The 18,403-nt window shown below is 71.3% G+C and carries 21 protein-coding genes; 10 read left to right on the forward strand and 11 right to left on the reverse strand.

Annotated features, from left to right (window positions below; all coding sequences use genetic code 11):
* Positions 1-134: 134 nt before the first annotated feature.
* The 3 genes from ACYVIH_RS00705 to ACYVIH_RS00715 all read right to left on the reverse strand — a co-directional run bounded on the left by ACYVIH_RS00705 (position 135) and on the right by ACYVIH_RS00715 (position 4,947).
* On the reverse strand, positions 135-656 hold the full coding sequence (locus ACYVIH_RS00705) for a DoxX family protein (protein ID WP_460864817.1): 522 nt from the start codon (positions 654-656) through the stop codon (positions 135-137).
* Between the two features lie 105 nt (positions 657-761).
* A complete protein-coding gene (aspS, locus tag ACYVIH_RS00710) occupies positions 762-2,051 on the reverse strand; it encodes an aspartate--tRNA(Asn) ligase (RefSeq protein WP_460864819.1) in 1,290 nt (429 codons plus the stop codon).
* A 277-nt stretch (positions 2,052-2,328) separates the two neighbouring features.
* Positions 2,329-4,947 carry a sigma-70 family RNA polymerase sigma factor gene (locus ACYVIH_RS00715; RefSeq protein ID WP_460864821.1) on the reverse strand — a complete coding sequence of 873 codons (2,619 nt, stop codon included), beginning with the start codon at positions 4,945-4,947 and terminating at the stop codon, positions 2,329-2,331.
* 420 nt (positions 4,948-5,367) lie between these two features.
* Here ACYVIH_RS00715 and ACYVIH_RS00720 point away from each other — a divergent pair, with 420 nt between their 5' ends.
* The 5 genes from ACYVIH_RS00720 to rsrA all read left to right on the forward strand — a co-directional run bounded on the left by ACYVIH_RS00720 (position 5,368) and on the right by rsrA (position 8,473).
* Positions 5,368-5,946, forward strand: a complete 579-nt coding sequence (locus ACYVIH_RS00720; protein ID WP_460864825.1) for a hypothetical protein — start codon at positions 5,368-5,370, stop codon at positions 5,944-5,946.
* A gap of 63 nt (positions 5,947-6,009) precedes the next feature.
* Positions 6,010-6,789: an SOS response-associated peptidase gene (locus ACYVIH_RS00725; protein ID WP_460864827.1), complete on the forward strand. Its 780-nt coding sequence runs from the start codon at positions 6,010-6,012 to the stop codon at positions 6,787-6,789.
* 7 nt (positions 6,790-6,796) lie between these two features.
* Positions 6,797-7,444, forward strand: a complete 648-nt coding sequence (locus ACYVIH_RS00730) for an alpha/beta hydrolase family protein (protein ID WP_460864830.1) — start codon at positions 6,797-6,799, stop codon at positions 7,442-7,444.
* Between the two features lie 124 nt (positions 7,445-7,568).
* Complete coding sequence (locus ACYVIH_RS00735) at positions 7,569-8,201, forward strand: sigma-70 family RNA polymerase sigma factor (RefSeq protein ID WP_460864832.1); 633 nt, start codon at positions 7,569-7,571, stop codon at positions 8,199-8,201.
* Positions 8,198-8,473, forward strand: coding sequence for a mycothiol system anti-sigma-R factor (rsrA, locus tag ACYVIH_RS00740; protein WP_460864836.1), 276 nt, complete (start codon positions 8,198-8,200; stop codon positions 8,471-8,473). Before ACYVIH_RS00735 ends, rsrA begins: the two co-directional genes overlap by 4 nt.
* 98 nt (positions 8,474-8,571) lie before the next feature.
* On the opposite strand, the gene ACYVIH_RS00745 is transcribed toward rsrA, so the two are convergent.
* Positions 8,572-8,646, reverse strand: a complete 75-nt coding sequence (locus ACYVIH_RS00745) for a 50S ribosomal protein bL37 (protein WP_369759046.1) — start codon at positions 8,644-8,646, stop codon at positions 8,572-8,574.
* 113 nt (positions 8,647-8,759) lie between these two features.
* Here ACYVIH_RS00745 and ACYVIH_RS00750 point away from each other — a divergent pair, with 113 nt between their 5' ends.
* The gene (locus tag ACYVIH_RS00750; protein ID WP_460864839.1) at positions 8,760-9,152 is read left to right on the forward strand and encodes a thioesterase family protein; all 393 of its coding nucleotides are present in this window, start codon (positions 8,760-8,762) and stop codon (positions 9,150-9,152) included.
* On the opposite strand, the gene ACYVIH_RS00755 is transcribed toward ACYVIH_RS00750, so the two are convergent.
* The 3 genes from ACYVIH_RS00755 to ACYVIH_RS00765 form a co-directional block, all read right to left on the reverse strand.
* Positions 9,130-9,639 (reverse strand): GNAT family N-acetyltransferase, encoded by a 510-nt coding sequence (locus ACYVIH_RS00755; RefSeq protein WP_460864841.1) that lies wholly within the window; start codon positions 9,637-9,639, stop codon positions 9,130-9,132. The two genes, ACYVIH_RS00750 and ACYVIH_RS00755, sit on opposite strands and share 23 nt — an antisense overlap.
* Positions 9,639-11,360, reverse strand: a complete 1,722-nt coding sequence (locus ACYVIH_RS00760; protein ID WP_460864844.1) for an acetolactate synthase — start codon at positions 11,358-11,360, stop codon at positions 9,639-9,641. Before ACYVIH_RS00760 ends, ACYVIH_RS00755 begins: the two co-directional genes overlap by 1 nt.
* A 61-nt stretch (positions 11,361-11,421) precedes the next feature.
* The gene (locus ACYVIH_RS00765; protein WP_460864846.1) at positions 11,422-12,273 is read right to left on the reverse strand and encodes a DUF2785 domain-containing protein; all 852 of its coding nucleotides are present in this window, start codon (positions 12,271-12,273) and stop codon (positions 11,422-11,424) included.
* A gap of 69 nt (positions 12,274-12,342) precedes the next feature.
* On the opposite strand from ACYVIH_RS00765, the gene ACYVIH_RS00770 reads away from it, so the two are divergent.
* Positions 12,343-13,812: a sensor histidine kinase gene (locus ACYVIH_RS00770; RefSeq protein WP_460864849.1), complete on the forward strand. Its 1,470-nt coding sequence runs from the start codon at positions 12,343-12,345 to the stop codon at positions 13,810-13,812.
* Between the two features lie 36 nt (positions 13,813-13,848).
* Here the strand turns inward: ACYVIH_RS00770 and ACYVIH_RS00775 are convergent, their stop codons facing one another.
* The gene (locus ACYVIH_RS00775; protein WP_221025332.1) at positions 13,849-14,100 is read right to left on the reverse strand and encodes a WhiB family transcriptional regulator; all 252 of its coding nucleotides are present in this window, start codon (positions 14,098-14,100) and stop codon (positions 13,849-13,851) included.
* 342 nt (positions 14,101-14,442) lie between these two features.
* Here ACYVIH_RS00775 and ACYVIH_RS00780 point away from each other — a divergent pair, with 342 nt between their 5' ends.
* Positions 14,443-14,841, forward strand: coding sequence for a hypothetical protein (locus tag ACYVIH_RS00780; RefSeq protein WP_460864851.1), 399 nt, complete (start codon positions 14,443-14,445; stop codon positions 14,839-14,841).
* Positions 14,842-14,849: 8 nt separating this feature from the next.
* Here ACYVIH_RS00780 and ACYVIH_RS00785 read toward each other — a convergent pair whose 3' ends face one another.
* The 3 genes from ACYVIH_RS00785 to sodN form a co-directional block, all read right to left on the reverse strand.
* Entirely contained in the window at positions 14,850-15,668 is an 819-nt protein-coding gene (locus ACYVIH_RS00785; protein WP_460864852.1) for an RNA polymerase sigma factor SigF, read from the reverse strand.
* Positions 15,669-15,670: 2 nt separating this feature from the next.
* Entirely contained in the window at positions 15,671-16,054 is a 384-nt protein-coding gene (locus ACYVIH_RS00790; protein WP_460864853.1) for an ATP-binding protein, read from the reverse strand.
* Between the two features lie 158 nt (positions 16,055-16,212).
* On the reverse strand, positions 16,213-16,614 hold the full coding sequence (gene sodN, locus ACYVIH_RS00795) for a superoxide dismutase, Ni (protein WP_460864856.1): 402 nt from the start codon (positions 16,612-16,614) through the stop codon (positions 16,213-16,215).
* A 103-nt stretch (positions 16,615-16,717) separates the two neighbouring features.
* Between sodN and ACYVIH_RS00800 the strand changes: the two genes are divergently transcribed.
* Positions 16,718-17,086 (forward strand): S24/S26 family peptidase, encoded by a 369-nt coding sequence (locus ACYVIH_RS00800; protein WP_460864858.1) that lies wholly within the window; start codon positions 16,718-16,720, stop codon positions 17,084-17,086.
* A 110-nt stretch (positions 17,087-17,196) separates the two neighbouring features.
* On the forward strand, positions 17,197-18,393 hold the full coding sequence (locus tag ACYVIH_RS00805) for an NAD(P)-dependent malic enzyme (RefSeq protein WP_460864859.1): 1,197 nt from the start codon (positions 17,197-17,199) through the stop codon (positions 18,391-18,393).
* Positions 18,394-18,403 lie beyond the last annotated feature (10 nt).

Raw genomic sequence — 18,403 nt, forward strand, 5'->3', positions numbered from 1 at the left:
AGCGGCGAGGAGGAGCCGGGCCGTCGCCGAGATCGCGGGTGCGTTGTCGTGCTCACGCCCGGCCCGGCGGGCATGACTGTGGTGACCGGGGATTCCTGGCTCCTCGGGATGTGCCTGCGCGAGAGCGGGTCAGGTCAGATGCTCTTGCGCGCGAGCTTCGCCTCGCGCTTGGCGGCCTTGCGCACGTGCTTGGCCTCGCGGCGGACGTCGGCGGCGGCGTGCTTCGCGCGCCAGGCGAGCCCGGGCCGGCCGTCGGTGTCGGCGGCGGCGATCAGCAGCCCGCCGAGCATCGAGAGGTTCTTGAAGAAGTGGGTCTTCTGCTCGGCCTTGGCCTGCGGGTCGCTCTCCTGCCAGAACGGGTGCCCGGCGATCGTGGTCGGGGTGACCGTCGCCGCGAGCGCCAGGGCGGACAGACGCGGTGCCCGGCCGGTGGCGAGCCCGAGGCCGGCGACGATGTGCGTCGCGGCGTTGATCTTCACCCAGGTCTTGGGGTCGCTGGGTGCGCTCGGCATGACCCGTTGCAGGGCCGGCACCATCTTGTCGGTGACCGGCCTGGCGGCCTGAGCAGCCCACTCGGCGTTCTTGAGGGAGTTCACCCCGCCGATGACGAACATCGAGGCGAGCATCGGGCGGGCGATCATTCTCGTGACGGTCATGGTCCATTCATACCCGATCGCTGCCAGATCACGCTCCCGGCCAGGACGGTCCCCGAGGGGTGGTACGGCGGTCGCGCGACCGCCGTACCACCCCCGGAGGCTGCCTCAGGGAGCCAGCCGGTGCAGGTCGCGGGGGAACAGCCGCGCCTCTCGGATGTTCTCCGCACCGGTCAGCCGTGCCACCCAGCGCTCGAGGCCGATCGCGAACCCGCCGTGCGGCGGCATGCCGTGGCGGAACGCCTGGAGGTACCCGGCGTACGGCTCCTGCGACTGCCCACTCGACGCGAGCGCGGCACGGTAGTCGGAGTAGCGGTGCAGCCGCTGCCCGCCGGTGGTCAGCTCCAGCCCGCGGAAGAGCAGGTCGAAGGAGTTCGACCAGCGCGGGTCGTCGGGCTGCGGGTGGGTGTAGAACGGCCGCTTGCGCATCGGGTAGCCCTCGACGGCGAGGAAGTCGCTGCCGTGCTCGCGGCGTGCCCACGCGCTCAGCTGCCGCTCGTGCGCGGGCGCGAGGTCGGGCTCGTCGGCCGGGGCGCCGACCAGCGCGAGCGCCTCGGCGAAGTGGACCACCGGGATCTCCTTCGGCACCGTGGGAAGCTCCACGCCGAGCGTCTCCAGCGCGGGTCCGGCGAGCTCGCTGATCGCCTCGAGCATCCCTGCGATCGCGGTGCGCAGCACGACGAGCACGTCCCGGTGGTCCTCGATGAACCCGAGCTCGGCGTCGAGGGAGACGTACTCCGCGATGTGTCGGACCGTGTCGTGCGGCTCCGCGCGGAACACCGGGCCGACCTCGAAGACCCGCTCGAACACTCCGACCAGCGTCTGCTTGTACAGCTGCGGGGACTGCGCGAGGTAGGCCTTCTCGCCGAAGTAGTCGACGGTGAACACGTTCGCCCCCGACTCGGTGCTGGTGCCGACGATCTTCGGGGTCGCGATCTCGGTGAACCCCTCCGCGGTGAGCGCACGCCGGAACCCCTGCATGCTGGCCGAGGCGAGCTGCCAGATCGCCTTGCTGCGCGGGTGACGCAGCGTCACCGGTGCGTTGTCGAGGAGCGTGGGCAGACCGGCCGAGACGGTCGGGCGCCACAGCTCGACGGGCGGTGTCTCGGCCGGGTCCGAGAGCGGTGTGATCATGGGCTCGACGAGCTCGACGCCGCCGGGCGCCGAGGGGTTCTCGACCAGGCTCGCCTCGACGGAGACCACCGTCTCCTCGCCGAGAGCGGCGACCTGGGCCACGGTGTCGGGGTCTTTCACCACCACCTGGGCAAGGCCGGTGCGGTCGCGCAGGATCAGGAACGTGACGGTCGCCAGGGTGCGTCGTCGGTGGGTCCAGCCTTCGACGCGGACCCGGGTGCCCGGCGCGGTGGACGGTAGCTGTGCGGTCAGGGTGCGTTGCATCTCTTCACCTCCTAGGGGAGCCCCAGGAGGTGTGGGCGACGGGGTGTTTCGCTGTGCCACCACACCTTCGCCGGCCCGAGCCGGGCCGGCCTCATTGGTCGTGCATGCTCGGGAGTGTCTTCGACGCCGGGGTGGACTCCGCCCTCTCAGCACTTCGGGCGGCTCTCTGTGCTCCACCGGTCGGCGGCTACTCGTCTCCGTCAACGCAGTGCGGAGAGTGTACGGCGGTCAGCGCCGTCGCCGCACGTCGATATGGCCGGCGTGGCTGCCACGTCGCTCAGCGGTTGCAGTCCCTCCCGACGGCCTGCTCGTCGGACGTGGCAGTGGTGGTGCTGTCGGTCGTGGGGACGCTGACCTGGAGCCGAACCGTCTCCTGGCACTTCCCCAGTGGCATGTGGATGACGGCGAGGTATTTGCCGGGCTGCCACCCCCACTCGATGTTGCGGAGTTCAGCTTCGTCCGCGCCGAGCAGCGCGAACTGCGGCTCGACGCCCTCGGGCACGTCATCGATGCGGACCCAGAGCGTCCAGAAAGCTCCGTGCCCGATCCAGGGATCGAACCGGATGGTGGGCTCTTGCGGTCCCTCCACCTCGCCCGGGTCGGGGATCTCGGTCTCGTCAGGGTCCTCGGTGGGTTCCTCACTGGGGGGCTGCCGGCCCATGACGAAGCTCTTGGACCTGGCCACCTCGCCGACCCGGACCTCCACCGTGACTGTTTCGACACCGTGCCCCGGAGGCATGTGCACTCGCAAAAGGTACTCACCGGAATCGGGGTCGACCTCGATCTTCTGGAGCTCGGCGTGCGTCTCGCCAACGAGGTGGATGTCAGGTTCTGTGCCCGCAGGCAGGTTCTCGATGGTCACTGCAAGGAAGCGGAAGTCCTCGTCGCCGTACGGCTCGCCGAACGAGATCTTCGGCGTTGCCGGTTCAGGCTGAGACTCCGGACTTGCGGAGAACGTCTCATCGGACGAGGAGTAGCCGACGGCGCTGATCGAGAACAGGACGGGCTGTCCGGACGGAGCGTCGATCGGGATGGCCGCCTCGAAGCTGCCGGTGGTCGCGGCAGACGGCATCCCGGCGCTTCCCGCGCTGGTCGGGTCGAGCGTGTGGCAGGTGACTTGGGTATCCGAGCCGAAGCAGGGCCCACCGTTGGCGCCGATGAAGGCGGCGTCCGCAGGCGAGGTAAGCCGCACGGTGAACTCGACCGGGAGCACCGGGTCGCCCGCCAGTGTGAAGCGCAGCTCTGAGGACTCGACCCGGCTGTTGCTGACGGTGAGCGTGAGCGGACCAGGAGGGGGAGTGGTGGTGCTGCTGGGCTCGGGCGAGGGTGGCGGCGGGGGTGCCACCGTGGTGGGCGCAGACGACGGCAAAGCCGTCGGCTTGGTGGTCGGGTCGGTGCTGGGCTCGCTGGTCGGCTCGGCCGTCGGTTCAGCCGTCGGCTCGGTGGTGGGCTCCGAGGTCGGCTCGGCAGGTGCCGGACCGGGCTCGTCCGCGGGCGGGTCGTTCGGGGCCGGGTCGTTCGGAGCCGGCGCGCCTGGCGCGGGGTCAGCGGGAGCCGGGGCGGGAGGAGGAGCCACGTCCTGCGGCGAGGAGCTCGGGGGCGTGTCCGTCGTGGCGGCCGGGTCGACGGACGCGGTGCCCGGGTCGGGGACCACGTAGTCGACCGTGGCCTCGTCGGAGGGCGCCGAGCTGGGGCCTTCGGAGGCTTCCGGACCGGTGCCCGAGGTGTCGAGCTCGCTGGGTGCCGCTGCGCCGGTCGGGGTCTGCACGACGGCAGGCCGGTCGGCCCCGGTGACCGTCTCCTTGTCGCCGCCACCGCCGACCACGAACGCGGCGGTGGTCACGACCGCGACGCCGGCGGCGATCGCGCCGCCCACGGTCAGGATGCCGCCCAGCGTCACAGCGCTTCCGGCGGCCACGGCGGCGCCGCTCGCGGCTGCACCGGCAGCACCCGCAGCACCTGTCGCGGCGGCGGCACCACCGGAAGCGGCGCCTCCGGAGGCGACACCGCCGGTGGAGGTGGTGGTGGCCGCACCACTGCCGCCGCCGGTGTTGCCGGTGAGCGCGTCGCGGATCCGGCCGAAGACCGCGGCGAGGCCGGTCGCGCCGGCACCGGCGGAGGAGACGTAGCCCGCCGCCGCGGCACCGAGCAGGAGCGGCGCGATGATGCCGGCGAGGTTGGAGTTGACCTCGTTGAGCTCGAGGTACATCGCGGTGCAGCGCCGGCACTCGTCGAGGTGGGACTGAACCTTGGTCGTGTCGCGCTTGGACAGGCCGGAGCGGACGAAGGCCCCGAGGTGCTCGTTGGTCCAGCGGCACTGCTCGGTGGCGCTGTCGGCGAGGTGCATCGTCAGGAACGCCTGGCGCAGACCTTCGCGAGCCCGGTAGGCCAGCGCCGACACGGAGTTGGGACTCATCCCGAGCAGGGGAGCGATGTCGGCGGGCTTCTGACCCTCCACCTCGAGGTGCCACAGCACCAGCTGCCAGCGTTCGGGCAGTGAGGCGAACGCCTTGGCGGCGGCGCCGTTCTCGAAGCTCGCGACCGCGGTGTCCTGGAAGGGGATCCCGTCGTCGAACTCGGTCATGTCATCGGACGGCTGGACCCGCTTCGAGGCTCGGATCCGGTCCACGTGCAGGCGGCGTACCGACGTGAGCAGGTAGGCACGGAACGCGACGTCGGGACCGCCGCCGTTCTGGAGGACCTGGAGGGTCTTGGCGAAGGCGTCGGAGACCAGGTCGTCCACGTCGGTCCCGCGGACCAGCTGGCGGCCCAGGCGACGGGCAGCCTCGACGTGGCGGCTGAACAGTTCGCCGTAGGCGGCGACGTCGCCACCCCGGACGGCGGAGATCAGCTCGGCGTCGCTGGGCGCGTCGACGCCGCTGAGCAGCTCGGTCATGACTGGTGCAACGACCCCCCTCCCGCCTAGGTGACGCTCTTCAAGGTCCCCACCCCTCCGATCACGATAGACCTCGTGGTGCGCTCCGGCCTGCGCAAGTCCGATTTTTCACCTTTTCGAGGCAAGGGCCCGTGTCGTACGCCGGCTGAAAAAAGTTCTGCGGTTTCGCGTCATGGCCGGCCGGCGGCCCCGTCTCATCAGCAGACCGGCCACGGGGGTCGGTGCCGGGGGGAAGGAGACGGATCGATGGCGTCATTCACATCGTTCGGTCGCCGACGCCCGGCACCGGAGGTCGAGGATGCGGGGCGGGACCTGCCCCCGGACCTGCGGCAGGCGATGCCTCCGCGGTTCGAGGCAGTAGGGGAGGCCCTCGCATCCGCCTCGGACACACGGCCGGCATGCGCCGTGGTTGGTCGTGCCGTGGCCCGTGACGGTGCCGCCCTGGGTGAGGCACTGGACGGGCTGCGCACGACCTTCGAGGTGGTGCTCGGCATCGAGCCGGACTTCGCGTCCGTCGAGGCGCTCAGCGTCGCGTGGAGCGAGGCGACCCTGGAGTTCCTGCACGGGCTCTCCTGCGAGGACCCGCTGACCGGGCTGACCAGCTTCGCCCACCTGCGGACCCGGGTCGACGAGCTCTACCGGGAGGCCGAGCAGACCGGGGAACCGGTCTCGGCGGGCCACGCGCTGGTCATCGTCGAGATGTCCCCGGTGGACACCTCGACCCGGGGCGAGCACCAGTTCAACCGGGTCATCCGGCTCGTGCAGGTGACCGGGATGGTGCGGGCGGTGTTCTCCGGTGGGGAGACCGTCTCCCGGCTCGGCGTGGACCGGCTGACCGCCGTCGTGCGCCGGGCACCGCACCTCGGCGCCCAGGTCGCGATGCTTCGCGAGCTGATCGCCGATCTCGACCTCGGACGCACCGACGTGCGGGTGTGGATCGAGGGGCTGCCGCCGGCGCCGCTGTCGGCCGCGCAGCTGCTCGACGAGCTCGCGCGCTGACCGCACGACGCCCGGGCCGGGTCGTGACGACCGTGGGGGGCGCCACGAACTAGCCTGGGCGTCGTGTGTGGTCGATACGCCTCCAGCAGACGTCCCGAGGACCTCGTCGAGGAGTTCGAGGTCGAGCAGGCCGAGGTGCCGAAGTCGCTGCCGGCCGACTACAACGTCGCCCCCACCAAAGAGGTGTACGCCGTCCTCACCCGCCCGCCCTCGAAGGACAAGGACCGCCCCGCCCAACGGCAGCTGCGGGTGGTGACCTGGGGGCTGGTCCCGTCGTGGGCGAAGGACCCGGCGATCGGCAACCGGCTGATCAACGCACGCGTGGAGACCGTCGCGGAGAAGCCGGCCTTCCGGCGGGCGTTCGCCGCGCGGCGCTGCCTGCTGCCCGCCGACGGCTACTACGAGTGGTACACCCCGGGGGAGCAGGAGGCCGACGACAGCCCCGGCGGCACCAGGAAGAAGCCCCGCAAGCAGCCGTTCTTCATCCATCACCCCGACGGTTCGGTGCTGGCGATGGCCGGGCTGTACGAGATCTGGCGCGACCCCACCAAGGCCGAGGACGACCCGGACCGGTTCCGCTGGACCTGCACGATCCTCACGACCGACGCCGAGGACGAGCTCGGGCGCATCCACGACCGGATGCCGCTGCTGGTCGAGCCCGACAAGTACGCCGCCTGGCTCGACCCGACGGTGTCCGACCAGGAGCTGCTCCACGGCCTGCTCGTGCCGGCGGCACCGGGAAGGCTGGAGGCCTACCCGGTCTCCACCGCGGTCAACAACGTCAAGAACAACGGCCCCGAGCTGGTCGAACCGCTCCCCGTCGAGCCTGACCTCCCGGCATGATCGAGCGATGAGCAAGACGCGCACCATGGCCACCCCTCACGGCGACGCCCGGCTCGAGGTGCACCGCGCCGCCGAGCCGGTGGCGACCGTGCTGCTCACCCACGGCGCGGGCGGGGGCATCGACGCCCGTGACCTGCAGGCGCTTGCCGCCGAGCTGCCCCGGCTGGGGGTCACCGTGGAGCTGCTCGAGATGCCCTGGCGGGTCGCCGGCAAGAAGCTCGCCCCACGCCCTGCGGTGCTCGACGAGTGCTTCCTGGCGGTGGCCTCCGCGCTGCGTCCACGGACCCCGCGGGTCGTCGGCGGTCGGAGCGCCGGAGCCCGTGCCGCCGCCCGGTGTGCCGACGCGCTGCACGCCGACGGGCTGCTCGCCCTCGCCTTTCCGTTGCACCCGCCGGGCAAGCCGGAGCGGTCCCGGCTCGCCGAGCTGGAGGCCCCCGACATGCCGGCCCTGGTGGTGCAGGGGGAGCGGGACGCCTTCGGCAGGCCCGAGGAGTTCCCGGAGGACGTGGACCTGACCGTCGTACCCCTGGCCGACCACGGCTTCAAGGTCCCCAAACGCGGAGAGGTCAGCCAGGAGGACGCGCTCGGCATCATCGTGGAGGCCACCCTGGAGTGGGTGGTCCGCGAGATCGTGGGGAATCGAACCGAGCACTGAGGTGTTCTGCCTGCCAGACGCTCACCCCCAACTCGTGAAGGGAGCCCCCGTGCTGGCCACGCTTCCCTCCGCCGGATCTCTCGCCGACGAGTGGTCTCATCCCCTGCCGGTAGGCTGGGAGGCGATGACAGACTCAACCACCCAGCCGGACCCGGACGTGCCGGAGACCGCGGAGCAGCGCTCGGCGCGCTTCGAGCGCGACGCCATGCCCTATCTGGACCAGCTCTACTCGGCGGCGATGCGCATGACGCGCAACCCGCAGGACGCCGAGGACCTGGTCCAGGAGACGTTCGCCAAGGCGTACGCCGCGTTCCACCAGTACAAGCACGGCACGAACCTCAAGGCGTGGCTGTACCGGATCCTCACCAACACGTTCATCAACTCCTACCGCAAGAAGCAGCGTGAGCCGCTGCAGTCGATGAGCGAGGACATCGAGGACTGGCAGCTGCACCGCGCCGAGTCGCACACCTCCACGGGGCTGAAGTCCGCCGAGATGGAGGCTCTCGAGCACCTGCCCGACAGCGACGTCAAGGAAGCCCTGCAGAAGCTGCCCGAGGACTTCCGGCTCGCGGTGTACCTCGCCGACGTCGAGGGATTCCCCTACAAGGAGATCGCCGAGATCATGGACACGCCGATCGGCACCGTGATGTCGCGACTCCACCGTGGACGCCGCCAGCTCCGCGAGATGCTCGAGGACTACGTGCGTGACCGGGGCCTGCTGCCCGCGGGCACGGACTCCACCGGGGGTGCCCAGTGAGTGTCTTCGACGAGTCGCACGACGCGCACTGTTCGGAGATCCTGCAGCGGATCTTCTTCTTCATCGACAACGAGCTCGACAGCGCCGACTGCAGCGAGATCGAGCAGCACCTTCACGAGTGCGGGCCGTGTCTGGAGAAGTACAACCTCGAGCGCACCGTGAAGTCGCTGGTCCAGCGGTCCTGCGCCGAGCACGCCCCCGAGAACCTCCGGGAGCGGGTGCTGCTGCGGATCCGTGAGGTCCAGGTCGACATCCACATCGACAACGGCTGAGCCCCCGAGCCCAGCCCGCGAGACGACAAAGACCCCGTGCCGTTGAGGCCGGGGTCTTTCTCGTGTGTGCGCGGCTGGCGCGCAAGAAACGCCTGTGCTCAGGCGTTGGGGCGCTTACCGTGGTTGGCGCCCTTCTTCTTGCGGGCGCGGCGCTTGCGGCCGGTCTTACCCATGGTGTCCTCCTCAACGCGGGACCCACGCCAGGTCGGTCGTGGGTCGGGGCCATTGTCGCAAAGAACCGCCCCCTGCTGCCAATCGGGGCGTGCCGGCCGGGCAGGATGGGCCCATGGAGATCGGGCAGTCGGCACAGCTGCGGTTCGAGGTCACCGAGGGCGACACGGCGGCGGCCGTGGGGTCGGGGGACCTGGCGGTCCTGGGCACACCCCGCCTGCTCGCGTGGTGTGAGGCGGCCACGTGCGCGGCGATCGAGGACTCCCTCGACGGGGCGACCACCAGTGTCGGCACCCGCGTGTCGCTGGAGCACCTCGCGGCCAGCGCGGTCGGCGAGCAGGTGCAGGTGGAGGCGAGCGTGGCGTACGTCGACGGCCGCCTGGTGCGGTTCTCGGTCGCGGCGAGCAACCTCTCCGACGGCAGGGTCGTCGGCACCGGCGAGGTGACCCGGGTGGTCGTGGACCGGGAGCGGTTCCTGGCGCGGCTCAGCCGGCCGCAGCCGGGCTGAGGTCGAGCCGGAACGCCAGCAGGTCCACCTGGGGGACCGGTTTCCAGTCCAGCTCCGGCGTCCGGCGGAAACCGATCCGCGTGTAGAGCCGGTGGGCGGCCTGTTGGGTCGGCATGCTGCTGAGCACCAGGGCGCCGTAGCCGAGCTCCTCGGAGCGCTCGACGCACATCCGGACCAGCGCCTCCGCGACGCCCCGGCGTCGTGCGGCCGGGTCCACCGCCAACATCCGGAACTCGCCCTCCCCGGGGCCGGCCACCTCGCGGTAGGCCGAGCCCTCGGGGCAGAACGTCACCGTGCCGACCAAGGCGCCGTCCTCGTCGAGGGCGACGTAGAGCTCCGCCTCACGGGCGCGCTGGGCGGCGTCGCGGAGCTCGTCGGCGTAGTCGCTCTCGTCGGAGATGAACCCGTCGGCGTCGTACGCGGCGAACGTCAGCTCGCCGACGGCCCCGAGCTCGGTGTCGTGCGCGGGCCGGATGACCAGCGACATCAGACCCCGAAGGTGTTGCGCGGGTAGGCCGCGTCGACGTCGGTGATCACGTTGACCAGGTAGGGCACGTTGGCGGCGAACGCCCGGTCGAGCGCCGGGCCGATCTGCCGCGGGTCGGTGACCGTCTCGCCCCCGCCGCCGAGCGCCTTGACGACCTCGTCGTAGCGGGTCTGCGGCGCGAGGTCGGCGACCACGTCGTAGCCGTAGAGCATCTGCATCGGCTGCTTCTCCAGGCCCCACGCGGAGTTGTTGCCGACGACCATCACGACCGGCAGGTTGTGCCGCACCAGGGTGTCCACGTCCATCAGCGACATCCCGGCCGCGCCGTCACCGAACAGCAGGACCACCTGCGCCGAGGGCCGGGCGATCCGGGCCGCGATCGCGGCACCCAGTCCCGCGCCCAGGCAGCCGAACGGCCCGGGGTCCAGCCAGCCGCCGGGCCGCTTGGGCTCGACGTACTTGCCGGCGAAGGAGACGAAGTCGCCGCCGTCACCGATGACGATCGCGTCCTCGGCCAGCCGGGGGAGCAGCTCGCCGTAGATCCGCGCCGGGTGGATCGGGTCGGCCTCGGCGGTCAGCAGCGCGTTGTCGCGCTCCACCGCGGCGGCGACCTTCGCCTGCAGCTCCTGGACCCACGCCGCCCAGTCCGGCTTGCGCAGCTGCTGCTCGAGCGCGGCCTGGATGCCCTCCAGCGCCATCGTCAGGTCGCCGGCGGCCGACGCGGCGAGATCGGCGTGCTGTGACAGCTGCCCCTCCGAGTCTGCGATGTGGACCACCTTCGCCGGCGGGGCGCCGTCCTTGCCGCCGAAGACGCCGTAGCCGAGCCGGAAGTCCAGCGGTGTGCCGACCACGATCACCAGGTCGCTGGTGCCGAGGGCGGCGCCGCGGGCCTTGGTCATCAGCAGCGGGTGTCCGCCGGGGACCACTCCGCGGCCCATGCCGTTGGTGATCGCCGGGAGCCCGGCCTCCTCGACCAGCCGGAGCGCGGCCTGCTCCGCGCCGTCGGCCCACACGTCGGTGCCCAGCACGATGACCGGGCGCCTGGCCTCGGCGAGCAGGGCGCCGATCTCCGAGATCGCCTCGGAGTCCGGCTCGACGCGGCGGCGGGCCGCCGGGACCGGGCGCTCGACAGCGGCCCGGTTGAAGAACTCGTCCATCGGGATGTCGACGAACGTCGGCCCGCGGTGCGGGGAGGCGGCCAGCTCGAACGCCTCGTGCACGCCCTGCGCGACGTCACCGACCGTGTGCAGCGTGCGGGCGGACTTCGTGACCGGGGAGAGCACCGCGGGGTGGTCGAACTCCTGGAGGCTGCCGGTGCCCCACCGGTTCGCCGGCGCCCGACCACCGATGACCACGAGCGGCGAACCGCTGAAGGAGGCCTGGGTGATCGCGCTGACGCCGTTGGTCACCCCGGGGCCGGCGGTCAGCACGGCCAGGCCAGGGGTGCGGGTGAGCTTGCCGAGTGCCTCGGCGGCGAAGACGGCGGTCTGCTCGTGGCGTACGTCGAGCAGCCGCATCGGCGGCTCGGCGTGCACCGCGCCGTCGTACATCGGGAATACGTGCGCCCCCGACAGCGTGAACATGGTGTCGACGCCGTGGGCGGCGGCGACCGCGACGGCGTGCTCGCCCCCGTGACCGTCGGTGAGGCCGTCCGGCGCTCCGTCCGCGGTGCTGGTCCCTGCCGCGTCGGCGGCCTGCTCGGTCTGTGTGACGTCGGTCATGCGACGCATGTTACCCGGCGGTACACCGTGTCGCTGCGGTGCCGCCCCCAGAGAGTCCGGCTCAGGCCCGCGCGTGTGGGGAGAGGTAGTCCGGGTTGGAGTCGCGCAGCCGGTCCATCACGCTGAGCAGCAGGTCGGGCCGGGCTGCGGGCGGCTGCGGCGCGAGCGCGAGCTGGAGGTGCAGGGCGCGCAGGAACCCCTGGACGTTGCCCGTCACGAGGTACGGGTCGGTGTCCCCCATGCCGTGCGCGCGGGCGCTCTGGCCCAGCCGCGCCAGCCACGGCTCGAGGACGTCGAGCCCGACCAGGTCGCGGCGCAGGATCCGCATGGTGGCTCGCGCCAGCCGGTCGACCTCGCCGTGCACCAGGTGGTGGGTGGTGGGCAGCAGCAGCCGGTCGGCGATCACGTCGAGCAGCACGGTCAGCTCCAGCCGCTGCATCGACTCGGCGACGGCGAGCGAGGCGATGGCGTCGGCGCCGTGGGCGACGGCATGGGCCCACCCCTTGCCGGGCACGAAGCCGCGCAGGTCCTGCTCACGGACGAACCAGCCCGCGATCCGGTCGCCCCACGACAGCACCGTCTCCGACGGCACGAGGTGGGCGGTGTTGTCGCGCTCGATGCACTCGGCGAGCACGAGCACCGAGAAGCTGCGACGGAACACGGTGTCGGTGCCGTTCTCGCCGAGGCCCACGGCCAGGCCCGAGGCCATCCCGTCTCCGAGGCCCTCGAGCAGGTCGTCGTAGACGCCGCCGCCGATCCAGGTGGCCAGGGTCGGGTAGGCGATGCCGTCGCGGACCGCGGGATCGGGGTCGCCCAGCATCGTGGTGAGCTCCGCGGTCAGCTCGGAGAGGGGCCGGTCGTCGGGGACCTTGAGGCCGTTGGCCCTCACCTGTTCCCAGAACGTCGACACCATGCCCCCCATCCTGCCACTGCCCGGGGCGGACCGCCGAGCGGGTGACAGCCTCTCGCCTACGCTTGGCGCGTGCCCACGCTCAACGACCTCGCCCAGGCTCACACCGACCTCGACGAGGACGACCTGGCGTGGCTCAACCTGCTCATGGCCGACTGGCAGATCATCGCCGACCTGTCCTTCGCCGACCTCGTGCTCTGGCTGCCCGACCACGAGGGGAAGGGCTTCTGGGCCGGCGCCCAGATGCGTCCGACGACCGGCCCGACGGCGTACGTCGACGACCTCGTCGGTGCGTTCATCCCGACCGGCCGGCGGCCACTGCTGGACTCGGCCTACCAGCACCAGCGGGTTGCCCGGGAAGGCGATCCGGAGTGGCGCGACGACATCCCGGTGCGCGTGGAGGCGATCCCGGTGCGCCACCGGGACCGGATCATCGCGGTGGTGGGCCGCAACACCAACCTGCTCGGCGTACGCACCCCCAGCCGCCTGGAGCTGGCCTACCTGCAGACCGCCACGGACCTGACCCAGATGATCAGCAACGGGCACTTCCCGTTCCCGGGCCAGCGCTCCGACCACGTCGACTCGCCCCGGGTGGGCGACGGGTTCGTGCGCATCGACGCCGGCGGCCGGGTCACCTACGCCAGCCCCAACGCGCTGTCGGTCTACCGCAAGCTCGGGCTCACCGGTGACCTCACCGGGCTCGACCTCGCCGAGATCACCCGGGCCCTGGTCCCGCCGCGGCACCGGCCCGACGAGGAGACGCTCAGCTCGGTGCTCTCGGGCAAGCGACCGCTGGACACCGAGGTCGGCAACGCCGATGCGACGCTGATCGTGCGGTCGATCCCGTTGCGCCCGACGGGGGAGCACATCGGGGCGCTGGTGCTGCTCCGCGACGTGACCGACCTGCGCCGCCGCGACCGCGAGCTGGTCACCAAGGACGCCACGATCCGGGAGATCCACCACCGGGTGAAGAACAACCTCCAGACGGTCGCGGCGCTGCTGCGTCTCCAGGCCCGTCGGATGCACGAGCCGGCCGCGAGGATGGCGCTGGAGGAGGCGGTACGCCGGGTCGGGTCGATCGCCATCGTGCACGAGACGCTGAGCCAGACCTTCGAGGAGGAGGTCTCCTTCGACGAGGTCGCCGACCGGCTGCGGCTGATGGTCGCCGAGGTGGCCTCCCAGGGCCCCGAGGTGCAGACCTCCAGGGTCGGCAGCTTCGGCAGCCTGCCCGCGGAGACCGCGACCCCCTTGGCGATGGTGCTCACCGAGCTGCTGCAGAACGCGCTGGAGCACGCCTTCACCGAACCGATGACCGAGCCGGCCCGGATCGAGGTGACCGCGCAGCGGCTGGTGGGCCGGCTGCACGTGCAGGTCGAGGACAACGGGCGCGGCCTGCCGGAGGGGTTCGACCTCGACGGCTCGACCAACCTGGGCCTGTCGATCGTGCGCACCCTCGTGGAGTCAGAGCTCGACGGGGTCCTCGAGATGGGTCCGCGTCACGGAGGCGGCACCAAGGTCGCCTTCGACGTGCCGGTGCACTGACCCCGGCGGCTGGGGACCGCCCGGAGCCCCACGGTCTCAGGCGGTGCGGACCTTCGCGCGCGCGTTGCGGCGCTTCAGCGCCCGGCGCTCGTCCTCGCTCATGCCGCCCCAGACGCCATGGTCCTGGCCCGCCTCGAGCGCCCACGCAAGGCACTGCTCGCGCACCTCGCAGCGTCGGCACACCTGCTTGGCCTCCTCGATCTGGAGGATGGCCGGACCGGTGTTGCCGATCGGGAAGAACAGCTCTGGGTCCTCATCGAGGCAGGCAGAGCGGTGGCGCCAATCCACGGGCGACGACTCCTTAGCTTGTGCGTGGCCTGGCCGCGGGGTGGGCGGTCAGGTCCTTCTCGTGCGTCGTGCATGTGCCTCACTGTTTGTGAACACATGCACGAAGTCCGACATGGACCGGCCAGTCGGCTGATCCTGGTCGGGTGGTGGTCACCGGGTCCCCAGTCTCGGGCAGGCAGTGTCCGGCCCTCTGCCCGGTGACGCCCTCGATCGTTGCAAGAGAACCCAGTGCAGGCAACCCCTTCACGAGGTCACTTTGGTCACAAGCGTGAAATTCGGCGACTGCACCGCGCACGCGGCCGAGAACTGGTACGTACCTGCCCTGGCGTAGGCTCAGACGCCGTGACCCCAGCCGCACCCGACGTCCCGCCCTCCACCCGTCGACCCGCGCCGCTGACCGTGGCCGCATCCCTGGCCGGGGTGGAGGCTCTGGTCTTCGTGGTGCTCGCGGTCGCGGAGCTGGCCTCGGCGGAGTCGGCCAAGCTCGCGATGGGTCTCACCACGGCACTCTTCTTCGCGCTCTACGGGGCCGGCCTGGCGGTGTGCGCGTGGGCGGTCTCCCGCCTCCACTCGTGGGCGCGCGCACCGATCGTGCTCGCCCAGCTGATCCAGCTCGCGGTGGCCTGGAGCTTCTGGGGCGGCGAGACGACCTGGGTGGCGGTCGGCCTGGCGCTCGTCGCGGCCGTCGTGCTGGCTGGGGTCTTCCACCCCGAGTCGCTCGACGCGCTCACGGACGGCTGAACCCGCGATCAGCGAAGCACGGAGGCGCCACCGTCGAGGGTGGGGTCCTCGGTGAGCCGCTCGCGCAGCTGCGCGAGGGTCTTGTTCAGCAGCCGCGACACGTGCATCTGTGACACGCCGATCTCGGCGGCGATCTGCGACTGGGTCATCCCGCGGAAGAACCGCAGAGTGAGGATGTGCTTCTCCCGCGGGTCGAGCGCCTCGAGCAGCGGCTTCAGCGACTCGCGGTTCTCCACGTGCTCGAGCGCCTCGTCGTCCTCGCCGATGGTGTCGAGCATGCTCAGCGCACTGTCCTCCGAGCTCTCCCCGGCGTCGAGCGAGAGGGTGGTGTAGGCGTTCGCGGACTCCAGGCCCTCGATCACCTCCTCGTCGGTCACCCCGATGCGCAGGGCGATCTCGCCCACGGTCGGGGAGCGGCCGAGGTCCTGGGTGAGCTCGGCGGTGGCGCTGGAGATCGACGCACGCAGCTCCTGCAGCCGGCGGGGCACCCGGATCGCCCAGCTCTTGTCGCGGAAGTGCCGCTTGATCTCACCGACGATCGTCGGGGTCGCGTAGGTGGAGAACTCGACGCCGCGGTCGGAGTCGAACCGGTCGATCGCCTTGATCAGCCCGATCGTGCCCACCTGGACCAGGTCGTCGTAGGGCTCGCCGCGGTTCAGGAACCGGCGGGTCAGGTGCTCCACGAGCGGCAGGTGCAGGCGGACCAGGTCGTCGCGCGCCTGGGACTGCTCGGCCTCGGTCGAGGAGGTGCCGCGCAGGACCACGAACAGCTCCGCGCTCCTGGCCCGGATCGCCGTGATGTCGGTGTGGCCGGCCTCGTCGACCATGTTCAGCCCGTCTCGCCGCTCGTGCGGGACAGCTTCACGGTGAGCGTGTCGCCGTCGACCGCCGCCTCCAGCGAGGAGGTCAGCGCGCTCAGCACGGTCCACGCGAAGCCGTCCTTGTGCGGCGGCCGCGGGGTGTCGCAGTCGGCAGAGACCTCGACGTCGAGCGTCTCCGGGTGCAGGTAGAACGCGCACCTCAGGTCCGACTCCGGACGCGCCTGCGGGAGCACCACGGCGCACGCCTCGTCCACGGCGATCCGGAGGTCCTCGATGTCGTCGAGGGTGAAGTCCAGTCGAGCGGCGAGCCCTGCGGTGGCCGTGCGCAGCACGGAGAGGAACGCCCCGTCGGCGGGGATCCTCAGCTCAACGTCGGGTCGGATGTCTGCCACGAGTACCTCTATCGCTGCCGGCTGGGCGGGTGGTTCGGGGGTGGGCTCGGCTGGCACCTGCGGTGCCCTCCCTGAGCCTAGACGGGGCCGGGCACGATGTGCCCGACCCCGTCCGTGTCCTAGCGAAGTGGCCTGGTCCTGTGACCGGGCCCGGCCGTTCAGGCCTTCTTGGTCTCCCAGAAGATCTCCGCGATCTCGTCGATCTTGGCCAGCAGGTCCTCGGCGACCTGGGCGTCCATCGCGCCCTTGGCGCCGGAGGCGCCGGCGAGCTTGGTCGCCTCGTTGAACAGCTGGTGCAGCTGCGGGTACTTCTCGAAGTGCGGAGGCTTGAAGTAGTCGGTCCACAGCACCCACAGGTGGTGCTTGACCAGCTGGGCCCGCTCCTCCTTGATGATGATCGCGCGGGTGCGGAAGTCCGGGTCGTCGTTGTCGGCGACCTTCTGGATGATCATCTTGATCGACTCCGCCTCGATCCGTGCCTGGGCGGGGTCGTACACCCCACAAGGCAGGTCGCAGTGCGCGTGGACCTCGAGGGTGGGTGCGAACAGTCGCGAAAGCATTCGCTGGTGTCCTTTCTGTCGACAGATCTGGTGCAGTCGGTCTCGTGAAGCCACTGCGACACTACTCCGCGTGCTTGCTCCGACAACAGCAGGGCGGTGACTGATGCGCAACCCCAGGTCGGGCCCCGGGCAGACCGGCCTTCGGCTCGGCATCGCGGTGGTCCGGGGACGGTCGATGCAACCGACCCTGTACGACGGTGACCGGCTCCTGGTGCTCCACGGCGCCCCTCCCCGTCCGGGTGGGCTGACCGTCGTACGCCTGCCCGACGGGGTGGTCGCGGTGAAGCGGGCCACCCGGCGCGAGCCGGGCGGCTGGTGGGTGGAGCGCGACAACCCGACGGAGGGCGTCGACTCGTGGCTGGTCGGCGCGGTTCCCGACACGGACGTGCTCGCCCGGGTGCTGGTGCGGCTGTGGCCGTGGCGCGTCGTGTCACGTCGGCCACACGGCCGCAGACCTCGTGGGTCCCTGTGACAGACTGTCGGCGCTGGGAGACCCCCGCTTGGACCGACGTAGTTCCGCCGCCCCACCGTGCGCTGTCGTAGAGCTACCTTTCGATTCCTCAAGACACGAAGGTCACGTCAATGGTTGATCCTGCAGCACCGTCCCCCGTCGAGCACCCGCGTGCCGGAGACCCGGTCTTCGACCTGCACGTAGGCGGGAAGATGGAGGTCGCCTGCACGGTGCCGCTCGAGGGCCCCGACGACCTGTCGCTGGCCTACACCCCCGGTGTCGCGCGCGTCTGCGAGGCGATCGCGGAGCACGCCGCGCTGGCGGAGGACTACACCTGGATCGGCAACACGGTCGCGGTGGTCACCGACGGCAGCGCCGTGCTCGGCCTGGGCGACATCGGCCCGAAGGCGGCGATGCCGGTGATGGAGGGCAAGGCGGTCCTGTTCAAGAAGTTCGCCGGCGTGGACGCCGTACCGATCTGCCTCGACGCCACCGACCCCGACGACATCGTCGAGGCCGTGGTGCGGATCGCCCCGAGCTTCGGCGGCATCAACCTCGAGGACATCTCGGCGCCGCGCTGCTTCGAGATCGAGCAGCGGCTGAAGAACCGTCTCGACATCCCGGTCTTCCACGACGACCAGCACGGCACCGCCGTGGTGGTGCTCGCCGCGCTCGAGAACGCCCTGAAGCTGACCGACCGCAGCATCGAGGACGTCCGCGTGGTGATCTCCGGCGCCGGTGCCGCCGGTGTCGCCTGCACCAAGATCCTGCTCGCCGCCGGCGCGAAGGACGTCGCGGTCACCGACCGCAAGGGGGTGCTGAACTCCTCCCGCGCCGACCTCAGCGAGGTCAAGCTCGACCTGGCCCGGGTCACCGCCGACCTCACCGGCCGCAGCGGCAGCCTGGCCGACGTGCTCGACGGGGCGGACGTGTTCATCGGGGTCAGCGGCGGCAACGTGCCCGAGGAGGTCGTCGAGAAGATGGCCGACGACGCGATCATCTTCGGCCTGGCCAACCCGATCCCCGAGGTGAACCACGACGTCGCGACCCGGCACGCGCGCGTGGTGGCGACCGGGCGGTCGGACTACCCCAACCAGATCAACAACGTGCTCGCCTTCCCCGGGATCTTCCGGGGTGCCTTCGACGTGCACGCCACCGCGATCACCGAGGGGATGAAGCTCGCCGCCGCCGAGGCGCTCGCCGAGCTGGTCGGCGACGACCTCAGCGAGTCCTACATCGTGCCCTCGCCGTTCGACCCGCGGGTCGGACCTGCCGTGGCCGCCGCGGTCGCCGAGGCGGCCCGCCGCGACAACGTCGCGCGCCGGTAGGGTCGGGACC

Source organism: Nocardioides pakistanensis (assembly GCF_054781215.1).

Coding starts and splice junctions, on each gene's coding strand:
- ACYVIH_RS00705 (WP_460864817.1), bottom strand. CDS start 656: ATGACCGTCACGAGAATGATCGCCCGCCCGATGCTCGCCTCGATGTTC.
- ACYVIH_RS00750 (WP_460864839.1), top strand. CDS start 8,760: ATGGAGATCGGGCAGTCGGCACAGCTGCGGTTCGAGGTCACCGAGGGC.
- ACYVIH_RS00715 (WP_460864821.1), bottom strand. CDS start 4,947: ATGACCGAGCTGCTCAGCGGCGTCGACGCGCCCAGCGACGCCGAGCTG.
- ACYVIH_RS00760 (WP_460864844.1), bottom strand. CDS start 11,360: ATGACCGACGTCACACAGACCGAGCAGGCCGCCGACGCGGCAGGGACC.
- ACYVIH_RS00765 (WP_460864846.1), bottom strand. CDS start 12,273: ATGGTGTCGACGTTCTGGGAACAGGTGAGGGCCAACGGCCTCAAGGTC.
- ACYVIH_RS00730 (WP_460864830.1), top strand. CDS start 6,797: ATGAGCAAGACGCGCACCATGGCCACCCCTCACGGCGACGCCCGGCTC.
- ACYVIH_RS00735 (WP_460864832.1), top strand. CDS start 7,569: ATGACAGACTCAACCACCCAGCCGGACCCGGACGTGCCGGAGACCGCG.
- sodN (WP_460864856.1), bottom strand. CDS start 16,614: ATGCTTTCGCGACTGTTCGCACCCACCCTCGAGGTCCACGCGCACTGC.
- ACYVIH_RS00800 (WP_460864858.1), top strand. CDS start 16,718: ATGCGCAACCCCAGGTCGGGCCCCGGGCAGACCGGCCTTCGGCTCGGC.
- ACYVIH_RS00755 (WP_460864841.1), bottom strand. CDS start 9,639: ATGTCGCTGGTCATCCGGCCCGCGCACGACACCGAGCTCGGGGCCGTC.
- ACYVIH_RS00805 (WP_460864859.1), top strand. CDS start 17,197: ATGGTTGATCCTGCAGCACCGTCCCCCGTCGAGCACCCGCGTGCCGGA.
- ACYVIH_RS00785 (WP_460864852.1), bottom strand. CDS start 15,668: ATGGTCGACGAGGCCGGCCACACCGACATCACGGCGATCCGGGCCAGG.
- aspS (WP_460864819.1), bottom strand. CDS start 2,051: ATGCAACGCACCCTGACCGCACAGCTACCGTCCACCGCGCCGGGCACC.